This is a genomic window from Nonomuraea sp. LP-02 (assembly GCF_036289125.1).
In the GTDB taxonomy this organism is placed as follows: Bacteria; Actinomycetota; Actinomycetes; order Streptosporangiales; family Streptosporangiaceae; genus Nonomuraea; species Nonomuraea bangladeshensis.
Genome location: NZ_JAXCLK010000001.1, coordinates 7,690,100 through 7,708,856, shown reverse-complemented (window position 1 = coordinate 7,708,856; position 18,757 = coordinate 7,690,100). Strand labels below are relative to the sequence as shown.

Below are 18,757 nucleotides of genomic sequence, written 5' to 3'. Positions count from 1 at the left end.
TCCAGTGACGCGATGTGCTTTCTTTCTAGGCGAGGCGTCCGCCTCGGTCAATTTTTTGTCCTGACATTCGGACCTTCAATCCATGGACGACCTCCGCCGCCTGGTGCGCGGGCAGCCGCGCGAACCCCACCACCACGGCCGCCGGGCCCGCGAACTCCCGCATCGGCCCCACCGGCTCGGCCGACAGCCCGAGCTCGCGCGCCGCGCGCACCACTTCCTGCTCGGTCCAGCCGTCCGGGAGCTCCAGGTACACGTGCAGCCCCGCCTCGATGCCCTTGACCCGCACCTGGGGCAGCTCCTCGGACAGCGCCGCGACCAGGGCGTCCCTGCGGCGGCGGTACTCCCTCCGCATGCGCCGCAGATGCCGGTCGTAGCCGCCGGTACGCAGGAAGTGCGCGAGCGCGTACTGGTCGACGACCGGGGAGCCGAGGTCCAGCTCGCCGCGCGCCCGCCGGACCGCCTCGGCCAGCTCGGGCGGCGCGGCCACCCAGCCGAGACGCAGCCCGGGGGCCAGCGCCTTGCTCACGCTGCCGGACAGGACCACCCGGTCCGGGGCGAAACCCTGCAGGCAGCCGACCGGGTCGCGGTCGAAACGGAACTCGGCGTCGTAGTCGTCCTCCAGGACGAACCGGTCGCCGGCGTGCGCCCACTCCACGAGCGCGGCGCGGCGCGACGGGGACAGGACCACGCCGGTCGGGAACTGGTGCGCGGGGGTGACCAGGGCCGCCTCGCCCGTCAGCCGCCGTACGTCCAGGCCCTCCTCGTCCACCGGCACCGGCACGAGCCGGGCGCCCGCCCGCCGCAGCAACGGGACCTGGCCGAGGCTCGTCGGGTCCTCCACGGCGAGGCGCAGGTCGCGCTCCCTGCTCAGGACGTGCACCACCAGGCTGAGGCCCTGGGCGACGCCGCCGACGACGACCAGGTTCTCCGGGCGCACGTCGGCCGCCCGGACCCGGCGCAGGTAGCCGGCCAGCTCCTCGCGCAGCTCGGGCACGCCGCCGGGGTCGCCGTAGTCGAGGGCGTCGGACGGCACGGTGGTCAGGACGTGGCGTACGGCGGCGAGCCAGCGCTGCCGGGGGAAATGGGCGAGATCGGGCGAGGTGGGGCGGTGCCCGTAGTAACTCCGGCGGGAGCCGGCGGCACCCGGGTCGCGCCGGGCGGCGGCGGGCGAGGCGTCATGGACCGGGGCGGGCTGGGGCTTGTGGGCCGGGGCAAGCCGGCGCTTGTGGGGCGGGGCGGGCTGGGGCGAGAGGGCCGGGGCGGGCGCGGGGACCGAGGCGGGCTCGGGGGCCGGGGCGGGCTCGGGGCCGGTGGGAGTTCTCGGGGCGACTCGGGTGCCCGCGCCGACCCGCGACACCAGGAACCCCTCGGCGACGAGCTGCTCGTACGCCTCCACCACCACCCCCCTGGACACCTGGAGGTCGGTGGCGAGGTCGCGGGTGGCGGGCAGCCGGGTGCCGGGCGCGAGCCGCCCGCCCCGGATGGCGTCCCGCAACTCGGAGGCAATTTGCCCCGCTATCCCACCATTTTCCCGATTTATCTGTATATGAAGGTCGGCCACATTGGTCCTGTCTTCTGTCAGGGCATTGGACTGTTTACGGGAACCAATGTCTTTCTAGCATCCTTCGCATGAAACCCGGCATCCTCGGCGCCTCGTCCGCCATGTTCCTGGTCGGCACGCTGGCCGGCGTCTCCGGCCTCGTCGGCGCGTACCCGCTGTACGGCGGCCAGGCGGTCCGGTACCTCGTCGCGGCCGCCATCCTGCTCCTCATCACCCGCCCGCTCGGCCTGCGGTTCGTCCGCCTGACCGGACGCGAGACGCTGTACCTCGGCCTGCTCACCCTGCTCGGCCTGGTCCTGTTCAACGTGTGCGTCATCGAGGCCACCCGCGCCGCGGGCCCCGCCCTGGTCGGCACCGTGCTCGGCACCGTGCCGCTGTGGCTGGCCCTGGCCGAGGGCCGTCCCTCGCCACGGCTGCTGGCCGGCGCGGCGGTCGTGGTGTCCGGCGCCACCCTCGCCACCGGGCTCGGCAGCGGCAACCTGCCCGCCCTCCTCTGGTCGCTCGGCGCCCTGGCCGGCGAGGTCGCCTTCTCCCTGCTGGCCATCCCGCTGCTGCCCAAGCTGGGGGCGATCCGGGTGTCGGCGTACTCGACGGCGCTGGCCGTCCCGATGCTGCTCGCCGTCGGGCTGGTGGCCGAGGGCACGGCGATGTTCCGGATGCCGACGATGCCGGAGACCCTGGGCTTCGCCTACATGTCGGTCGTCATCACGGTGCTCGCCTTCTTCCTCTGGTACAGCGCGCTCCCCCGGCTCGGCCCCGGGACGGCGGGGCTGTTCGCCGGGCTCATCCCGGTGGGGGCGATCGTGACGGGAGCGGTGCTGGGCGTCGCCATGCCCTCCGCGTACGACCTGATGGGGGCCGCGCTGGTGATCGCCGGCATCCTCGTCGGGCTCACGGCCCCCGCTCCCGCCAGGGAGCCCGTACGGGCCGCCGGAGGAGGCGCGTAATCTACAGGGCGGACGAAAGGATGGACATGGGCGAGTTCGACTACACCGACCTGCTGCCGCTGGGAGCCGATGACACCGAATATCGGCTGATCACGACGGAGGGGGTGCGGAAGGTCGAGGCGGCCGGGCGGACGTTCCTCGAGGTCGAGCCGGAGGCCCTGCGGCTGCTCACCGAGACGGCCGTGCACGACATCTCCCACTATCTGCGGGCCTCCCACCTCGCTCAGCTCAGGAAGATCATCGAGGACCCCGAGTCCAGCGGCAACGACCGCTTCGTGGCGCTCGACCTGCTGAAGAACGCCTCCATCTCGGCCGGCGGCGTCCTGCCGATGTGCCAGGACACCGGCACCGCCATCGTCATGGGCAAGCGCGGCCGGCACGTCCTCACCGACGGCAGCGACGCCGAGCACATCGCCCGCGGCGTGTACGACGCCTACACCCGGCTCAACCTGCGTTACTCCCAGATGGCCCCGCTGACCATGTGGGAGGAGAAGAACACCGGCTCCAACCTGCCGGCCCAGATCGAGCTGTACGCCGAGGACCCGCACGGCCACCCCGACGAGTACAAGCTGCTGTTCATGGCCAAGGGCGGCGGTTCGGCGAACAAGTCGTTCCTGTACCAGGAGACGAAGGCCGTGCTCAACGAGAAGCGCATGATGGCCTTCCTGGAGGAGAAGATCCGCTCGCTCGGCACGGCTGCGTGTCCTCCGTACCACCTGGCGATCGTGGTGGGCGGCACCTCGGCCGAGTACGCGCTGAAGACCGCCAAATACGCCAGCGCCCGCTACCTCGACTCGATCCCGACCGAGGGCTCGCCCGCCGGGCACGGCTTCCGTGACCTGGAGATGGAGGCGAAGGTCTTCGAGCTGACGCAGAAGCTGGGCATCGGGGCGCAGTTCGGCGGCAAGTACTTCTGCCACGACGTGCGCGTCATCCGCCTGCCGCGGCACGGGGCGTCCTGCCCGGTGGCCATCGCGGTGTCGTGCTCGGCCGACCGCCAGGCCCTCGCCAAGATCACGCCGGAGGGCGTGTTCCTGGAGCAGCTGGAGACCGACCCGGCGCGGTTCCTGCCGGAGACGACCGACGAGCACCTGTCGGACGACGTCGTACGGATCGACCTCAACCGGCCGATGCCCGAGATCCTTGCCGAGCTGACGAAATATCCGGTCAAGACCCGGCTGTCGCTGACCGGCCCGCTCGTCGTGGCCCGCGACATCGCGCACGCCAAGATCGCTGAGCTGCTGGACGACGGCGGCGAGATGCCGCAGTACCTGAAGGACCACGCCGTCTACTACGCGGGCCCGGCGAAGACGCCCGAGGGGTACGCCTCCGGCTCGTTCGGCCCGACGACGGCCGGCCGGATGGACTCCTACGTCGAGCGCTTCCAGGCGGCGGGCGGCTCGATGGTGATGCTGGCCAAGGGCAACAGGTCGAAGCAGGTCACCGAGGCCTGCCAGAAGTACGGCGGCTTCTACCTGGGCTCCATCGGCGGCCCGGCGGCCCGGCTGGCCCAGGACTGCATCAAGAAGGTGGAGGTCCTGGAGTATCCGGAGCTGGGCATGGAGGCGGTGTGGAAGATCGAGGTGGTGGACTTCCCCGCCTTCATCGTCGTGGACGACAAGGGCGACGACTTCTTCACGGACCGCACGGGGCCCGTGCTGACGATCGGCCGCCGCTGAGAGACGCGCCGGGGGTGCCGGGTGGGGGGTTCTCGCCGCTCGGCACCGGCGTCAGGCGGCGAGTCGCATGGGCTCCCGGTGCGGCGGCACCACGGTGCCGTCGGGCAGCAGCAGACCGGTGTCGTCGAACAGGACGACGCCGTTGCAGAGCAGGCTCCATCCCTGGTCGGGGTGGGCCGAGATGACGTGCGACGCCTCACGGTCAGACGCGTCGGCACTGGGACAGACCGGATAATGACTGCACATCGCGCACCTCTCTGATTGCGCTCCGACGATGGTGTCGTGGGTGGTCATGAGTCGTAGGTGCTGGATCAGAACGGGAGCCGGCGGCCGGACGGCGTGCGAAGGTCGAGCGCCGGGGCGCTCGGCTTCCTCGGCCGGCGACGGATCTGGATCTGGCGCATTGTCCTCACGTCCTTCGCGTGCCCGTCGGCGGTGCGTCACGGACTCGTCGTCTGGCTCGCCGTTCTGGTTCGACCCGGCGACGGCCCGCTGTTGTCGGCTTTACCATGCGCCCGCCCCCTTACGGCACCCTTACAACTCGCTGACCGACCCCTGTTTGCCCTGGTAGCCGGTCGACGGTTGAGCTGAACGTCCCCTTCTAGCATCATGCCCGTTTTCTGGGCAGATGAGTGTGCCGACCGACACAGACCGTGGCCGCGCGGTCTCGACGCCAGGAGGACACTCGTACTACCTTCGGACAGAGGCCCGGCACAGGTTTGCTGACGTGACGAGTCAGGCAGGTTGACTTAAGTTCGCAACAATTTATCGGCCGCGCCTCTACTGGTCGGTTTACACAAATAGGTAAGCTGCCTGCCATGCGTGCGCCCTCCGGTTACCTTCTCGCCGCGCGCTATCGGCTTGTGGAGCCGGTCGGTCGCGGCGGCATGGGCACCGTGTGGCGGGCGCACGACGAGCTGCTCAACCGCTACGTCGCGGTCAAGGAGGTGCGGCTGCCCTCCGTGCTCGACGAGGAGTTGCGCGCCGAGCTGTGCGCGCGCACCGAGCGCGAGGGCCGGGCCACCGCGATGGTGGCGCACCCGTCCGTCATCACGGTCTTCGACGTCGTCACCGAGGACGACCGGCCCTGGATCGTCATGGAGCTGCTGCGCGCCAAGTCGCTGGAGCAGCTCATCCAGGAGGAGGGCCCGCTGGAGCCGCGCCGGGCCGCCGAGATCGGCCGGCAGATCCTCGGCGCGCTGCGCGCCGTGCACGCCAAGGGCATCCTGCACCGCGACGTGAAGCCCAGCAACGTGCTCGTCACCGAGGACCGCGCGGTGCTGACCGACTTCGGCCTGGCCGCACTCGAAGGTGACGTCTCCATCACCCAGGCGGGCATCGTTCTCGGGTCCGCGGGTTACATCGCTCCAGAACGGGTGCTCGGCTCGAAGGCCAGCCCGGCCGGCGACCTGTGGTCGCTCGGCGCGACGCTCTACACCGCGGTCGAGGGCCGCGGCCTGCACGGCCGCCGTACGGCGGCGGCGGCGCTGGCCGCGCTGACGAGCGGCGAGCCGATCCCGATGACCAAGGCGGGCCCGCTCGCGCCGGTGCTCGACGCCCTGCTCAGGATCGATCCACACACCCGGCTCGACTCGGTGCGCGCCTCGCTCATGCTGGCCAGGGTCGCGGCCGGCGGCTCGGCCGAGGAGCCGCTGGCCCCGCGCAGGCCGCCGCGCGCCGCCCAGGGGCGGTCCACGCAGGGACGATCGGCGCAGGGCATCGCGCCGCCCGCCTTCGCCCGCCGGCCCACCCACCGGGGGATGCACCGGGCCGACGTCACGAACTCCGCACCGGTGAGCGTCCCCAGGCAGGAACGGCGTCCCGGCGAGGGCGTCCACCGCAAGCGTGTGGAGCAGGGAGAATCTCTCTCTGCTTATGCCCGTCTGAAAGCCACGGTGATAAAGTTGTGCCTTCCTCGGCGGTTCTGGCCAAGAGAACTTCGCAAGCGAGGGTAAAGCACTTCCCAAGCGAGAATCGATATCTTCTTCGTATGCCGGAACAGCAGACACGCCTGCTCGCGGAGCGCTACGAGCTCATCGCCCCGCTGGGCCGGGGCACCATGGGCACGGTGTGGCGCGCGCGCGACCGCGCGCTGGGGCGCGAGGTGGCGGTCAAAGAGATCCGCCATGACCCGGGGCTCACCGAAGAACAGCGGACCGAACTGCGCGAACGCATGGTCCGCGAAGGCCGGATCGCCTCACGGATCAACCATCCCGCCGTGGCCGCGATCCACGACGTCCTGATCGACGACGGCGGTCCGTGGATCATCATGGAGCTCGTCGAGGGCCGCTCGCTGGAGCAGGTCATCGACGAGGAGGGGCCGCTGCCCCCGCGCCTGGTGGCCGAGATCGGCGTCGACCTGCTCGGCGCGCTGCGGGCCGCGCACGCCCAGAACATCACGCACCGCGACGTCAAGCCGGGCAACGTGCTCATCACCGAGAACGGCCGGGTGGTGCTGACCGACTTCGGCATCGCCAAGGCCGAGGGCGACTCGCGGCTCACCAAGACGGGCATGGTGATCGGCTCCCCGGGCTACACCGCCCCGGAACGTGCCAGGGGTGAATACACCGGGCCCGAGTCCGACATCTGGTCGCTCGGGGCCACGCTGTACTTCGCGGTGGAGGGGCGGCCGGCGTACGAGCGCTCCACGATCGCCGAGACGCTGGCGGCGCTGCTCACCGAGAGCGCCGACCCGCCCACGCAGGCGGGGCAGCTGCGTCCCGTGCTGAACGGCCTGCTCAACAAGGACTACCGGCAGCGGCTCAACGCCGCCAAGGCGGAGACCCTGCTCCGCATGGTCGCCGACACCCCCACGAGCGAGATGCCGGTGATCACGGCCGAGGCTCTGATGGCTCAGGAGGTCGCGTTGCCCGACCCGTTCGCCAAGAACCCCCCGCAGGGGCCGGCCGGGCAGCCGCAGCCGCCCGGCGCCAGGCCACAGGCGCCCGGCGCGCGGCCGGCGCCGGCCGCGCGGGGTCAGGAGCCGCGGCCGCAGCCGTTCTCCGGTCCTCAGGGCCCCGCCGCGACGCCCCCAGGCTCGCCGGGCGCGCCAGGATCGGTTCCCGGCCCCAAAGCGCCCACGGTGCCGCAGAACGCCTCCCAGGGCCACCCCGGCCACCCGCAGGGCCCGCAGAGCCACCCGCAAGGCCCGCCTCCGGGCCGTCCCCAGGGTGCTCCCCCGCAAAGGCCCCGCACGGGACCCCCGACCGGCCCGCAACGCCCGCCGGGCAACGCCTTCGACTCCTCCGGCGAGGGCTTCGACCCCGACCGCACGGTCAGCGTGGCCCGCCCGAAGGGCCCGTTCCCCACGCCGCCGCCCCAGCAGCCGGCCGACGAGGGCTCGATCAACACGATGCGCATCCAGTCGCCGATCGGCTCGCCCGGCCAGCAGGTCTATCCCCCGGCCAACCCCCCGTCGGGCAGGCAGCCCGACACGGCCCCCAACCAGGCTCCCCCGCAGCAGCAGCCCCCGCACTTCGGCCCCCAGCAGGGCGGGCCGCAGGTCCCCTTCGAGGGCCAGGGCCTCGGCACGGACCTGTTCTCCATCGCCGGTCCGGCGGAGCAGAAGCAGACGGGCAACCGCAACGGGATGCTCGTGCTCATGGCGGTGGCCGCCGCGGCCGCCGTCGTCATCGCCGTCCTCATCGTGGCCCTCTTCAGCAGCTGACCCCGGCCCTCTCGGGTAAGAGTGGGAGTCATGAGCGAGTTCCGTATCGAGCATGACTCCATGGGCGAGGTACGCGTGCCGGCGGGGGCCAGGTGGCGCGCCCAGACCCAGCGGGCGGTGGAGAACTTCCCGGTGTCGGGGCGGCCTCTGGAGCCGTCCCACATCGCCGCGCTGGGCCTGGTCAAGGCGGTCGCCGCCGAGGTCAACGGCGAGCTGGGCGTGATCGCCGAGGACCTGGCAGAGGCGATCGCGCAGGCGGCGGCCGACGTGGCCGACAACGAGCACGACGACCATTTCCCGATCGACGTCTTCCAGACCGGCTCAGGCACCTCGTCCAACATGAACGCCAACGAGGTGATCGCCACCCTGGCCGAGGAGCGGCTGGGCCGCCCGGTCCATCCGAACGACCATGTGAACGCCTCCCAGTCGTCCAACGACGTCTTCCCGACCTCGATCCACGTGGCGGCGGCCACCGAGGTGACCTTCCACCTGATCCCGTCGCTGCGTCACCTGGCGGAGGCGCTGCGGGCGAAGGAGGCCGAGTTCGCGGGCGTGGTGAAGTCGGGGCGCACCCACTTGATGGACGCCACGCCGGTGACGCTGGGCCAGGAGTTCGGCGGCTACGCCACCCAGGTCGAGCACGGCGTCGTACGCGTGACCGCCGCGATGGACCGCGTGCTTGAGCTGCCCCTGGGCGGCACCGCCGTGGGCACGGGCATCAACACGCCGCCGGGGTTCGCGAAGGCGGCCATCGCCAAGCTGCGCGAGGCGACCGGCATCCCGTTCACCGAGGCGGCGGACCACTTCGAGGCGCAGAGCGCGCAGGACTCCATCGTGGAGCTGTCCGGGCAGCTCAAGGTGGTGGCGGTGTCCCTCAACAAGATCGCCAACGACCTCCGCTGGATGGGCTCGGGCCCCCGCGCGGGGCTGGGCGAGATCAACCTGCCCGACCTGCAGCCCGGCTCGTCGATCATGCCGGGCAAGGTGAACCCGGTGATCCCCGAGGCCACGGCCATGGTCGCGGCCCAGGTGATCGGCAACGACGCGGCGATCACGTTCGCCGGGGCGTCCGGGAGCTTCGAGCTGAACGTGCAGCTCCCGGTGATCGCCCGCAACGTCCTGGAGTCGATCCGGCTGCTGGCGAACGTCTCCCGCCTGCTCGCCGACCGCTGCGTCACCGGCATCACGGCGAACGCCGAGCGCCTGCGCGAGTACGCCGAGTCGTCCCCGTCGATCGTCACCCCGCTCAACAGGTACGTCGGCTACGAGGAGGCCGCGAAGATCGCCAAGCAGGCCCTGGCGGAGCGCAAGACCATCCGTGAGGTGGTCGTCGAGCGCGGCCACGTGGCCGCCGGCACCCTGACCGAGGAGCAGCTCGACGCCGCGCTCGACTTGCTGTCGATGACCCGGCCGGGTTAGGCCGTACGGGTCGCGTGGCCCCAGCGGGTGAGCAGGGAGAGCGCGGCGCCGGAGTCCACGGCGTCGGCGGCCCGCTTGTAGGCGCCGGCGAGGGCGGGCACGAGCTCGTTCGCGCGCGGCGCACCCTCGGCGGCGACCACGGCGGCGGCGGCGTTGAGCAGGACGATGTCGCGCACCGGGCCGCGCTCGCCGGCGAGCACGGCCCGCGCGACGGCGGCGTTGTGCCGGGCGTCGCCGCCACGCAGGTCGTCGGGGTGGGCGCGGGCGATGCCGAGCTCGGCGGGGTCGAAGGCGGTGCGGGTGACCGAGCCGAGCCGGACGACCCAGATGGTCGAGGGGCCGGAGGTGGTGAGCTCGTCGAGCCCGTCGTGGCCGCGGAAGACGAGCGCCGAGCCGCCCCGCGCGGCCAGCACGCCGGCGATGACGGGCGCCATCCGCTGATGGTAGACCCCGACCGCCTGCGCGGGCGGCAGGGCGGGGTTGGTGAGCGGGCCCAGGAAGTTGAACACCGTGGGCACGCCCAGCTCGCGGCGCGGCCCGGAGGTGCGCCGCAGCGCCGGGTTGAACACGGGCGCGAAGCAGAACGTGATCCCGAGCTCCTCGGCGATGTGGACGACGGCGGCGGGCGGCAGGTCGATGACCACGCCCAGCTCCTCCAGCACGTCGGCGGCGCCGGATGCGGAGCTCGCGGCCCGGCCGCCGTGCTTGACGACCTTGACGCCCGCGGCGGCGGCCACGATGGCGGCCATGGTGGAGATGTTGACGGTGTTGGCCCGGTCGCCGCCGGTGCCGACGAGGTCGACGGGGTCGCCGGAGACGCGGATCGCCGCCGAGCGGGTCAGCATGCCGTCGGCCAGCCCGGAGACCTCCTCGACGCTCTCGCCCTTGGCCCGCAGCGCGACCGCGAACGCGGCGATCTGGGCGTCCGTGGCCCGGCCCGACATGATCTGCTCCATCACCCATGCGGTCTGGCGCGAGGTGAGCGACACCTTGTCGAGGAGCAGGGACAGCAGCTCGGCCCAGGTCTTCGTGACCTCTTTGGCGGAGGCGGGAGTGGTGCCGGGTGCGACGTCGGCTGCGGTGCTGGTCACGGGAAGCGCCCCTTTCGTGAAGTGCTCGACGGGGGCGCGTGCGACATGCCGGTGGCCGCCTCGTCGAGGCGGCCGGGTGCGTGTGCGCTCGGAGGTCCGCCTAGGAGGCGGGCCACCACTGCTGCGCATACGCGATCATGCCGCCCAACATATCAGACGGAGTGATCCACATAGCGCAGCGCGCATCTATGTCGTCGGCCCCCATGCTGGCCGGTCCAGGGAGCGCCTAGGGTGCGGAGTATGGCGAAGGAGCTGACTGGGCGGACCGCGCTGGTGACGGGGGCGGGCAGCGGCATCGGGGCGGCCTGCGCCCGGCGGCTGGCCGCCGCCGGCGCCCGCGTGCTGGTCGCGGACCTGCGGGCCGAGCCCGCCGAGAAGGTGGCCGCCGAGGTGGGCGGCGTGGCCGTGGTGGCTGATCTGGCCGATCCCGGGTTCGTCGCGGCGCTGCCGGACGAGCCGGTCGACATCGTGGTGAACAACGCCGGGTTCCAGCACGTGGCGCCGATCGAGGAGTTCCCGCCCGAGGTCTTCTCGGCCATGCTGCGGGTCATGGTGGAGGCGCCGTTCCTCATCGCGCGGCGGGTGCTGCCCGGCATGTACGAGCGCGGCTGGGGCAGGTTCGTCAACATCTCGTCCGTGCACGGGCTGCGGGCCTCGCCGTACAAGTCGGCGTACACCACGGCCAAGCACGCGATGGAGGGCTTCTCCAAGGTCGTGGCCCTGGAGGGGGCCGCCCACGGGGTGACCTCGACCTGCGTGTGCCCCGCGTACGTGCGCACGCCGCTGGTGGAGGCGCAGATCGCCGACCAGGCGCGGGTGCACGGGATCGCGCCCGAGGAGGTCGTGGAGACGATCATGCTGGCGCCCGCGGCGGTCAAGCGCCTGATCGAGCCGGAGGAGGTGGCCGAGCTGGTCGCCTACCTGTGCGGCCCCAGCGGCTCCTTCATCACCGGCGTCTCCCTTCCCATGGACGGGGGGTGGACCGCCCACTGATGTCCCGCCGCTATCTGGAGCTGCTGGCGCGCGAGGCGTCGGCGGTGGAGTTCGAGGGCCCGATCGTCGAGGCGCGGGCCCGGGGGGCCGACGCGGCCGAGATCGAGGAGCTGGAGCAGGCCAAGATCGAGGCGCTGAAGGTGCGCGCGCTGCTCAGGCGGCGGGCCCGGCGCGAGGCCGAGCTGTCGGCCCTGTACGACACCGCCGGCGACCTCGCCGCCCTGCGCGACCTGGACGCCGTCCTGGAGGCGATCGTGCACCGGGCCAGGCAGCTCCTCGCGACCGACATCGCGTACATGACCCTGCACGACCCCGAGCGGGGCGACACGTACATGCGGGTCACCGACGGGTCGATCTCGGCGAAGTTCCGGGCGCTGCGCCTGGCGATGGGCGCGGGCCTCGGCGGGCTGGTGGCGCAGACGGCGACGCCGTACGCGACCGCCGACTACTTCGCCGACCCGCGCTTCCGCCACGAGGGCCACATCGACGAGGCCGTCAAGGAGGAGGGCCTGGTCGCGATCCTCGGCGTGCCGCTGCGGCTGGGGCAGCGGGTGATCGGCGTGCTGATGGCCGCCAACCGCAGCGCGCGGCCGTTCCACCAGGAGGAGGTGGCGCTGCTGGCGAGCCTCGCCGCGCACGCGGCGGTGGCGATCGACAACGCGCGGCTGCTCCAGGAGACCAGGAACGCGCTGGAGGAGCTGTCGCGGGCGCACCGCACCGCGCGGGCGCGCGGCGAGGCGGTGGAGCGGGCGGCGCTGGCGCACGACCGGATGACCTCGCTGGTGCTGCGCGGCGGCGGCATCGAGGACGTCGCGGCCGTGGTGACGGAGGTGCTGGGCGGCGCGCTCGCGGTCCTCGACGACCTGGGGCGCCCGCTCACGGGCGACGTGGGCGAGCTGGACGCGGGGGTGTTCGAGGCCGCGCAGGCGTCGCGGGCGCTCGGCCGCACGGTGCGGCGCGGGGAGCTGCTGGTGGCGTCCGTGGACGTCGGCGGCGAGCCGCTGTGCACGCTCGTGCTGCGCAGCGACGACGCCGACGAGCGCATCCTGGAGCGGGCCGCACTGGTGTGCGCGCTGCTGCTGCTGTTCCGGCGGAGCGTGGCCGAGGCCGAGGGCCGGGTACGCGGCGAGCTGCTGGACGACCTCATCGCCCGCCCGGACTCCCCTGGCCTCGCCGACCGGGCCAGAAGGCTCGGCGTGGACCTGGGAGCGCCGCACGTCGTCGTCGTGGTCAAGCACGGCGGGCAGCGGGAGCGGGCGGCGTTCTGGGCGTCCTCGCAGGCGGCGATCCGGCACGGGCTCGCGGCGGGGCGGGGCGACGAGGTCGTGCTGCTGCTGCCGGGCGAACGGCCGGGAGCGCTGGCCGGGCGGGTGGCCGCCGAGCTGAGCGCGTCCCTGGGCGCGCCCGCGACGGCCGGCGCGGCCCTCGCGGCCCTCGCGCCGCCGGAGGAGGCCGCCCCCTACGCGGCCGCCTACCAGGAGGCGCGGCGGTGCGCCGAGGCGCTGATCGCGCTCGGCCGGGCCGGCGACGGCGCGAGCGCGGCCGAGCTGGGCTTCGTCGGGCTGCTCGTCGGCGACGGCCGCGACGTGCGCGGCTTCGTGGACCGGGTGCTGGGCGCGGTGATCGGCTACGACGCCCGGCGCGGCACCGCGCTGGCCGACACGCTGGCCGCCTACTTCGGCACGGGCTGCTCGCCGTCGCGTACGGCCGAGGCCCTGCACATCCACGTCAACACCGTGACGCAGCGGCTGGACCGGGTCGGCCGGCTGCTCGGCGACGGCTGGCAGGAGCCCGAGCGGGCACTCGAACTCCAGCTCGCCCTCCGCCTGCACCGGCTCGGCCACACATCCACCGGGCAGAGTGTGGGCCCTGACTCCATATGAGTGACGTCGGTCACTCCCTACCGTGACCGGCATGGCCACTTCCATCAAGAAGATCGTCGCCGCCAGCCTCATCGGCACGACCATCGAGTGGTACGACTTCTTCCTCTACGGCTCCGCCGCCGCACTCGTCTTCAACAAGCTCTTCTTCCCCGAGTCCGATCCGCTGACCGGCACGCTGCTGTCGTTCCTCACCTACGCCGTCGGGTTCGTCGCCCGGCCGCTCGGCGGCCTGGTCTTCGGCCACTTCGGCGACCGGGTGGGCCGCAAGACCCTGCTGGTCGTCAGCCTGCTGATGATGGGGACGGCGACGTTCCTCATCGGCTGCCTGCCGACGTACGAGACGCTCGGCCCGTCCGCCGCGCTGGTGCTGACCGCGCTGCGCCTGGTGCAGGGCTTCGCGCTCGGCGGCGAGTGGGGCGGCGCGGTGCTCATCGTCTCCGAGCACGGCGACGACGCCCGCCGCGGCTTCTGGGCCTCCTGGCCGCAGGCCGGCGCGCCGGGCGGCAACCTGCTGGCCACCGGCGTGCTGGCGGCGCTGGCCGCCTGGCAGCCGGAGGAGACGTTCCTGGCGTGGGGGTGGCGGGTGCCGTTCCTGCTGTCGGGCGTGCTCGTGCTGATCGGCCTGTGGATCCGGCTGTCGATCAGCGAGTCGCCGGTCTTCCAGGAGTCGGCGCCGGAGGAGCGGGCACCCATCGTGGGCGTGCTGCGCCACCACTGGAAGGACGTGCTCGTCGCCATCGGCGCCCGCCTGGCCGAGAACATCTCCTTCTACCTGCTCACCGTCTTCGTCATCACCTACGCCAAGACCGCGGGCGTCGACAACTCGACCGTGCTGGGCGCGGTGCTCATCGCCTCGGCGGTGCACTTCGTGACGATCCCGATGTGGGGCGCGCTGTCGGACCGGGTCGGCCGCCGCCCGATCTACCTGGCCGGAGCGGCCGGCATCGGGCTGTGGATCTTCGCGTTCTTCCCGCTGGTGGACACCGGCAACTTCCTGGCGATCACCGTCGCGGTCATCGTCGGCCTGCTGTTCCACGGCATGATGTACGGCCCCCAAGCGGCCTTCTTCTCCGAGCTGTTCGGCACCCGGATGCGCTACACCGGCGTGTCGATCGGCGCTCAGCTCTCGGCCATCGTGGCGGGCGCGCTCGCGCCCATCATCGCGGTGGCCCTGCTGCGCGAGTACTCCAGTAGCCTTCCCATCTCTCTCTACCTCGGGCTGGCCGCGGTCCTCACGCTGGGCGCGGTCTACGCCGCCCGGGAGACCCAGGGCCGCGACCTGGCCGAAAGGATCCACACGCGATGAAGGTCACCACTCCCCGGCTCACCCAGAACGTCCTGACCGTCGAGGGCAGGGACGGCGGCGAGCCCGTGCTGTTCGTCCACGGCAACGTCTCCTCGGCCGCGTTCTGGCGTGACCAGATGGCGGCGCTGCCCGGCCGCTACCGCCCGCTCGCCGTGGACCTGCGCGGCTTCGGCGACACCGAGCCGGCCCCGGTGGACGCCACCCGCGGCCTGCGCGACTACTCCGACGACGTGCTCGAGCTGGTCGAGACCATGGATCTGGCGCCGGTCCACCTGGTCGGCTGGAGCATGGGCGGCGGCGTGGTGATGCAGGCCCTGCGCGACCGTCCTGGCGTGGTGCGGAGCGTCACGCTGGTCAACCCGGTCTCCCCGTACGGCTTCGGCGGCACCGAGGGCGTGGACGGCCGGATCACGCACCCCGACGGCGCGGGCGCGGGCGCCGGCGGCGCGAACCCCGACTTCGTGGCCCGCCTCCAGTCCGGCGACCTGTCGGACGAGTCGCCCACCTCGCCGCGCAGCGTCTTCCGCTCCTCCTACGTCAAGCACCCGGTCCCCGACGAGGACTTCTACGTCCGCGCCATGCTGACCACCCGCGTGGGCGAGGCCCACTACCCGGGCGACCTGGTCGCCTCCGACGCCTGGCCGAACGTGGCCCCCGGCAAGACCGGCGTGCTCAACACCATGTCCCCCACCTACTTCCGGCTGGACGACCTGCCGGAGATCGACCCCAAGCCGCCCATCCTGTGGATCAGGGGCGCCGACGACATCATCGTCTCCGACACGTCCCTGTTCGACCTGGCCCACCTCGGCGCGCTCGGCGTCGTGCCCGGCTCCCCCGGCACGCCCGCCCAGCCGATGGTGACGCAGACGCGGGCAGTGCTGGAGCGCTACGGCGCCTACCGCGAGGCCGTCATCGCCGAGTGCGGCCACAGCCCGCACCTGGAGCACCCCGCCGAGTTCGGCCGGCTCCTGGCCGCCCACCTGGGCGAGGCGTGATGCTGGTCGCCCTCACCCTCGTCGCGAGCCTGCTGACGCCCGTACAGCAGCAGCACCAGCAGATCGCGGTGCCGGGCGCGGAGAAGCAGGTGGTCGCCCGCCTGGCCGACCTCACCACCGCCGGCACCGTGGCCAGCGGCCACACCGATCCGGCCGACTGGGCCGGGCTGCACTCGGCCGCCACGGTCAACCCGACCGGCGTGCCAGGCACGCAGATCGACGGCTACTTCCCCGACACCTCCACCGGCAACGCCACGCACGGCTGGAACCACGACTCCCAGTTCGTGATCAGGCTGCCCGACCGCTGGAACGGCGGCCTGGTCGTCAGCGGCACCCCGGGCAACCGGGAGCAGTACGCCAACGACTACACGATCTCCGACTGGGTGCTGTCCAAGGGCTACGCCTTCGCCGCCACCGACAAGGGCAACGTCGGCATCACCTTCCACGAGGACGGGCGCGCGCCGGGCGACGCCATCGCCGAGTGGAACCACCGCGTCACCCAGCTCGCCGTGGCCGCCAAGGCCGTGGTCCGCCAGCGGTACGGCCGGCAGCCGGCCCGCACGTTCGCGGCCGGCATCTCCAACGGCGGCTACCTCGTCAGGTGGCAGCTGGAGAACCGCGGCCACCTCTACGACGGCGGCGTGGACTGGGAGGGCACGCTCTGGCGGCTCAAGGGCGACAACCTGCTGAACGTCCTGCCGCCGGCGCTGAAGGCGTACCCGGACGAGGCCGGGGTGCGGGCGGCCGGGTTCGCGGCCGGGTCGGAGTTCCTGTGGCCCTTCCACCGGCAGTACTACTGGGAGCTCACCCAGGAGCTCTACCAGAAGGAGCTGGACCCGTCCTACCAGGGCGCACCCGCGGACTACGACTACGACGCGCGCAAGCCGTACGGGGCCGTCGCCAAGATCGCGCTGACCGGCCGGATCACCAAGCCGCTCATCACGGTCCACGGGACGCTCGACACGCTGCTGCCGATCTCCCGCAGCTCCGACGTCTACGCCCGGATGGTCGGGCCGCACCGGCCGTTCCGCTATCACCGGGTCGAGGGCGGCAACCACCTGGACAGCCTGGTGGATCTCTACCCCGACCGGCTCAAGCCGATGCTGCCCGTCTTCAGGAGCGCGTTCGAGGAGCTGGAGGGGTGGGTCAGGTGAGATAGCGGTGCCGGCCCGCGCGCGCCAGGCGCACCACGTGCCGGACGCCGGGCAGGCGCCGGCCGAGCCGGTGCAGCGCGGTGTCCCTGCCGAGGGGCGAGGGCCGGCGCGGGTCCACGGCGGCGGCCGGGCGCACCTGCACCCGTCCGCGCCGTACGCTCAGCGCGAAGCGCAGCCCGATCTCCTCCTCGGCCGAGCGCAGCGACGCCATCCAGTCGCCGCGGCAGAGGTGGTCGGGGGCCGGCCACATGCGGCGCACCGGCACCTTGGCCACGAGCTGCCCGGCGATCTTGCCGGGCAGCCCGGCCTCGGCGAGGGCCGGGGCGCTCACCTCGCGCTCGCGGCCGTGGCCGGTGCTGTGCAGCACCAGCTCCAGCGGCGGGCCGCCGCTCGGCGGCACGTACGGCACCGGCAGCACGACGTAGGCGTGCCCGTCGAGCTGCTTGACCTCGGCCCCCGGCGACACCAGCGCGATCGACTCGGCGAACGAGCGCGGCTCGACGGCGAGCCCGAGCTCCCCCTGGTCGGTCCAGCAGGGCACGACGAGCCGCATGCGGGGCCGCTGGGCGAGCACGCCGAGGCAGTTGAGCGGGCCCTCTCCCCTGCGCACCCGGCTTCTCGCCTGGTTGGCGCCGCCGTACATGCGCACGTGCAGCTCCCACTGGCCGGGCAGCAGCGGCTCGCCGAACGCGGCGCTGGTCACGTCGATCCTGGCCTCGGCCCTGATCTGCACGCGGGCCCTGCGGCGGCCCTCCTGGACCACCTCGACGCGCTGGGCGAGGGGCAGGAAGTAGATGTCGCCGGTCTCGGCGTGGCGTACGTAGACCTCGATGCGGGCCCGCTCGACGGCGTCGCTCACGTTGGTGACGCCGGCGTGCAGCAGTTTGGGGTCGATGGAGCGCGGCGGCACCCAGTGCAGGCGGGGGCCGTCCACGCGGTAGCGGTCAGGCCGGCCGTCGCCGTCCTTGACCTCGACGGTGAGCCCGAGCACCAGGACGTGCGCGTCCCAACGCACCTCGGTCAGCTCCGAGAGCAGGCCGCCGCGGCGGGTCGAGGCGGACAGCAGCACGATCTGGTCCAGGCGGCCCGTCCTGACGAACGCGGCCACCGCACGGAGCTGGACGGGCAGGTGGCGGTCCAGCTTCTCGGGGAAACGCTCCTTCACGAGCTGCTGCACGATGCGGAAGTGCCGGCCCCGGTCCACGGAGGAGTCGGCGAACCTGCTGGTCAGCAGCGGCCGCAGGACGGCGTAGCGGAACCAGTAGGCGTACATGCGGTCGCGCTGGCGGCCCTCGCCGGCGTAGGCGTCGACGTCGTTCAGCAGCGCCCGCAGTTCCTGCGCCATGGCGTGCGGCTCCTCCTCCAGCCGGGGCCGTTCGCCGAGGTGGCAGCAGACGTGCTCGGCGAGCACCGCGATCACCTTGGCGCGCAGGTACGCCCGCATGACGAACGCCTGCTCGGCCAGCCGTCCGCCGGTCATCGAGAAGCCGAGGTCGTGCTCCTCCAGGAAGGCCCGGCGGTAGAGCTGCTGCGGGCCGAGCACGCTGAGCAGCCGGTCGCGCAGGATGTCGGCGCGGCTGGTGCTGCGGTTGAAGGCGATCATCGGCGGGCCGGAGTCGCGCACCAGGCGGCCGATCAGCACGTCCGCGTCGGTCTCGACGGCCCGCTCATGCATGCGGGCGAGGGCGTCGCGTTCCAGGCGGTCGCCCTGGTCGAGGAAGAAGACGTAGTCACCCCGGGCGGCGGCCAGCCCCACGTTGCGGCCCCGTGCGGGCGAGCCGGTGCAGGGCAGGTGGAGTGCCCGGACGTTCGGGCGGGTCACGGCGATGGCGTCCAGGCGTTCCGCGGTCCCGTCCGTGGATCCGTCGTCCACGAGCAGCACTTCGACGTCGCCCGTGGGCATCGACTGCTCCAAGGCGGAGCGGATGCACGCGTCCGCGGTGTCACCCGGATTGTGGACATTGACGATCACACTGACCTTCACACCCATGTGGCCAGCCTGTGCCCCGCCCCGCCGTCAGGGCGCGGTGGCTTGCCGATTGCAGAAGGAAAGTTGACCTGG

14 protein-coding genes are annotated in these 18,757 nt (G+C 72.6%); 10 read left to right on the top strand and 4 right to left on the bottom strand.

Going from position 1 to position 18,757, the window contains the following annotated elements; translation table 11 throughout:
- Positions 1-25 precede the first annotated feature (25 nt).
- Positions 26-1,561 (bottom strand): MocR-like pyridoxine biosynthesis transcription factor PdxR, encoded by a 1,536-nt coding sequence (gene pdxR / locus SMD20_RS36185; RefSeq protein ID WP_329589915.1) that lies wholly within the window; start codon positions 1,559-1,561, stop codon positions 26-28.
- A 68-nt stretch (positions 1,562-1,629) separates the two neighbouring features.
- On the opposite strand from pdxR, the gene SMD20_RS36180 reads away from it, so the two are divergent.
- Together SMD20_RS36180 and SMD20_RS36175 are read left to right on the top strand one after the other, a co-directional pair.
- Positions 1,630-2,508, top strand: coding sequence for a DMT family transporter (locus SMD20_RS36180; RefSeq protein WP_329589913.1), 879 nt, complete (start codon positions 1,630-1,632; stop codon positions 2,506-2,508).
- Positions 2,509-2,534: 26 nt separating this feature from the next.
- On the top strand, positions 2,535-4,187 hold the full coding sequence (locus SMD20_RS36175) for a fumarate hydratase (RefSeq protein ID WP_329589911.1): 1,653 nt from the start codon (positions 2,535-2,537) through the stop codon (positions 4,185-4,187).
- A gap of 51 nt (positions 4,188-4,238) precedes the next feature.
- Here SMD20_RS36175 and SMD20_RS36170 read toward each other — a convergent pair whose 3' ends face one another.
- Positions 4,239-4,433: a DUF5999 family protein gene (locus SMD20_RS36170; RefSeq protein WP_091087100.1), complete on the bottom strand. Its 195-nt coding sequence runs from the start codon at positions 4,431-4,433 to the stop codon at positions 4,239-4,241.
- Between the two features lie 572 nt (positions 4,434-5,005).
- Here SMD20_RS36170 and SMD20_RS36165 point away from each other — a divergent pair.
- Genes SMD20_RS36165 through SMD20_RS36155 form a run of 3 tightly spaced genes read left to right on the top strand, consistent with a single transcriptional unit; the run spans position 5,006 to position 9,273 of the window.
- Complete coding sequence (locus SMD20_RS36165) at positions 5,006-6,142, top strand: serine/threonine-protein kinase (RefSeq protein WP_329589908.1); 1,137 nt, start codon at positions 5,006-5,008, stop codon at positions 6,140-6,142.
- 35 nt (positions 6,143-6,177) lie between these two features.
- On the top strand, positions 6,178-7,854 hold the full coding sequence (locus SMD20_RS36160) for a serine/threonine-protein kinase (protein ID WP_329589906.1): 1,677 nt from the start codon (positions 6,178-6,180) through the stop codon (positions 7,852-7,854).
- Between the two features lie 30 nt (positions 7,855-7,884).
- Complete coding sequence (locus SMD20_RS36155; RefSeq protein ID WP_329589905.1) at positions 7,885-9,273, top strand: class II fumarate hydratase; 1,389 nt, start codon at positions 7,885-7,887, stop codon at positions 9,271-9,273.
- On the opposite strand, the gene trpD is transcribed toward SMD20_RS36155, so the two are convergent.
- Entirely contained in the window at positions 9,270-10,364 is a 1,095-nt protein-coding gene (gene trpD, locus SMD20_RS36150; protein ID WP_329589903.1) for an anthranilate phosphoribosyltransferase, read from the bottom strand. The two genes, SMD20_RS36155 and trpD, sit on opposite strands and share 4 nt — an antisense overlap.
- A gap of 240 nt (positions 10,365-10,604) precedes the next feature.
- Here trpD and SMD20_RS36145 point away from each other — a divergent pair, with 240 nt between their 5' ends.
- The 5 genes from SMD20_RS36145 to SMD20_RS36125 are packed head-to-tail and all read left to right on the top strand — an operon-like array spanning position 10,605 to position 16,695.
- A complete protein-coding gene (locus SMD20_RS36145; RefSeq protein WP_329589901.1) occupies positions 10,605-11,357 on the top strand; it encodes a 3-hydroxybutyrate dehydrogenase in 753 nt (250 codons plus the stop codon).
- Positions 11,342-13,240, top strand: a complete 1,899-nt coding sequence (locus SMD20_RS36140; RefSeq protein ID WP_329589900.1) for a helix-turn-helix domain-containing protein — start codon at positions 11,342-11,344, stop codon at positions 13,238-13,240. The genes SMD20_RS36145 and SMD20_RS36140 overlap by 16 nt, the downstream gene beginning before the upstream one ends.
- A gap of 31 nt (positions 13,241-13,271) precedes the next feature.
- Entirely contained in the window at positions 13,272-14,546 is a 1,275-nt protein-coding gene (locus SMD20_RS36135) for an MFS transporter (RefSeq protein WP_329589898.1), read from the top strand.
- The gene (locus SMD20_RS36130; protein WP_329589897.1) at positions 14,543-15,541 is read left to right on the top strand and encodes an alpha/beta fold hydrolase; all 999 of its coding nucleotides are present in this window, start codon (positions 14,543-14,545) and stop codon (positions 15,539-15,541) included. Before SMD20_RS36135 ends, SMD20_RS36130 begins: the two co-directional genes overlap by 4 nt.
- Complete coding sequence (locus SMD20_RS36125) at positions 15,541-16,695, top strand: alpha/beta hydrolase family protein (protein WP_329589895.1); 1,155 nt, start codon at positions 15,541-15,543, stop codon at positions 16,693-16,695. The genes SMD20_RS36130 and SMD20_RS36125 overlap by 1 nt, the downstream gene beginning before the upstream one ends.
- Here the strand turns inward: SMD20_RS36125 and SMD20_RS36120 are convergent.
- Positions 16,688-18,685: a glycosyltransferase family 2 protein gene (locus SMD20_RS36120; protein WP_329589892.1), complete on the bottom strand. Its 1,998-nt coding sequence runs from the start codon at positions 18,683-18,685 to the stop codon at positions 16,688-16,690. The genes SMD20_RS36125 and SMD20_RS36120 overlap by 8 nt on opposite strands.
- Positions 18,686-18,757 lie beyond the last annotated feature (72 nt).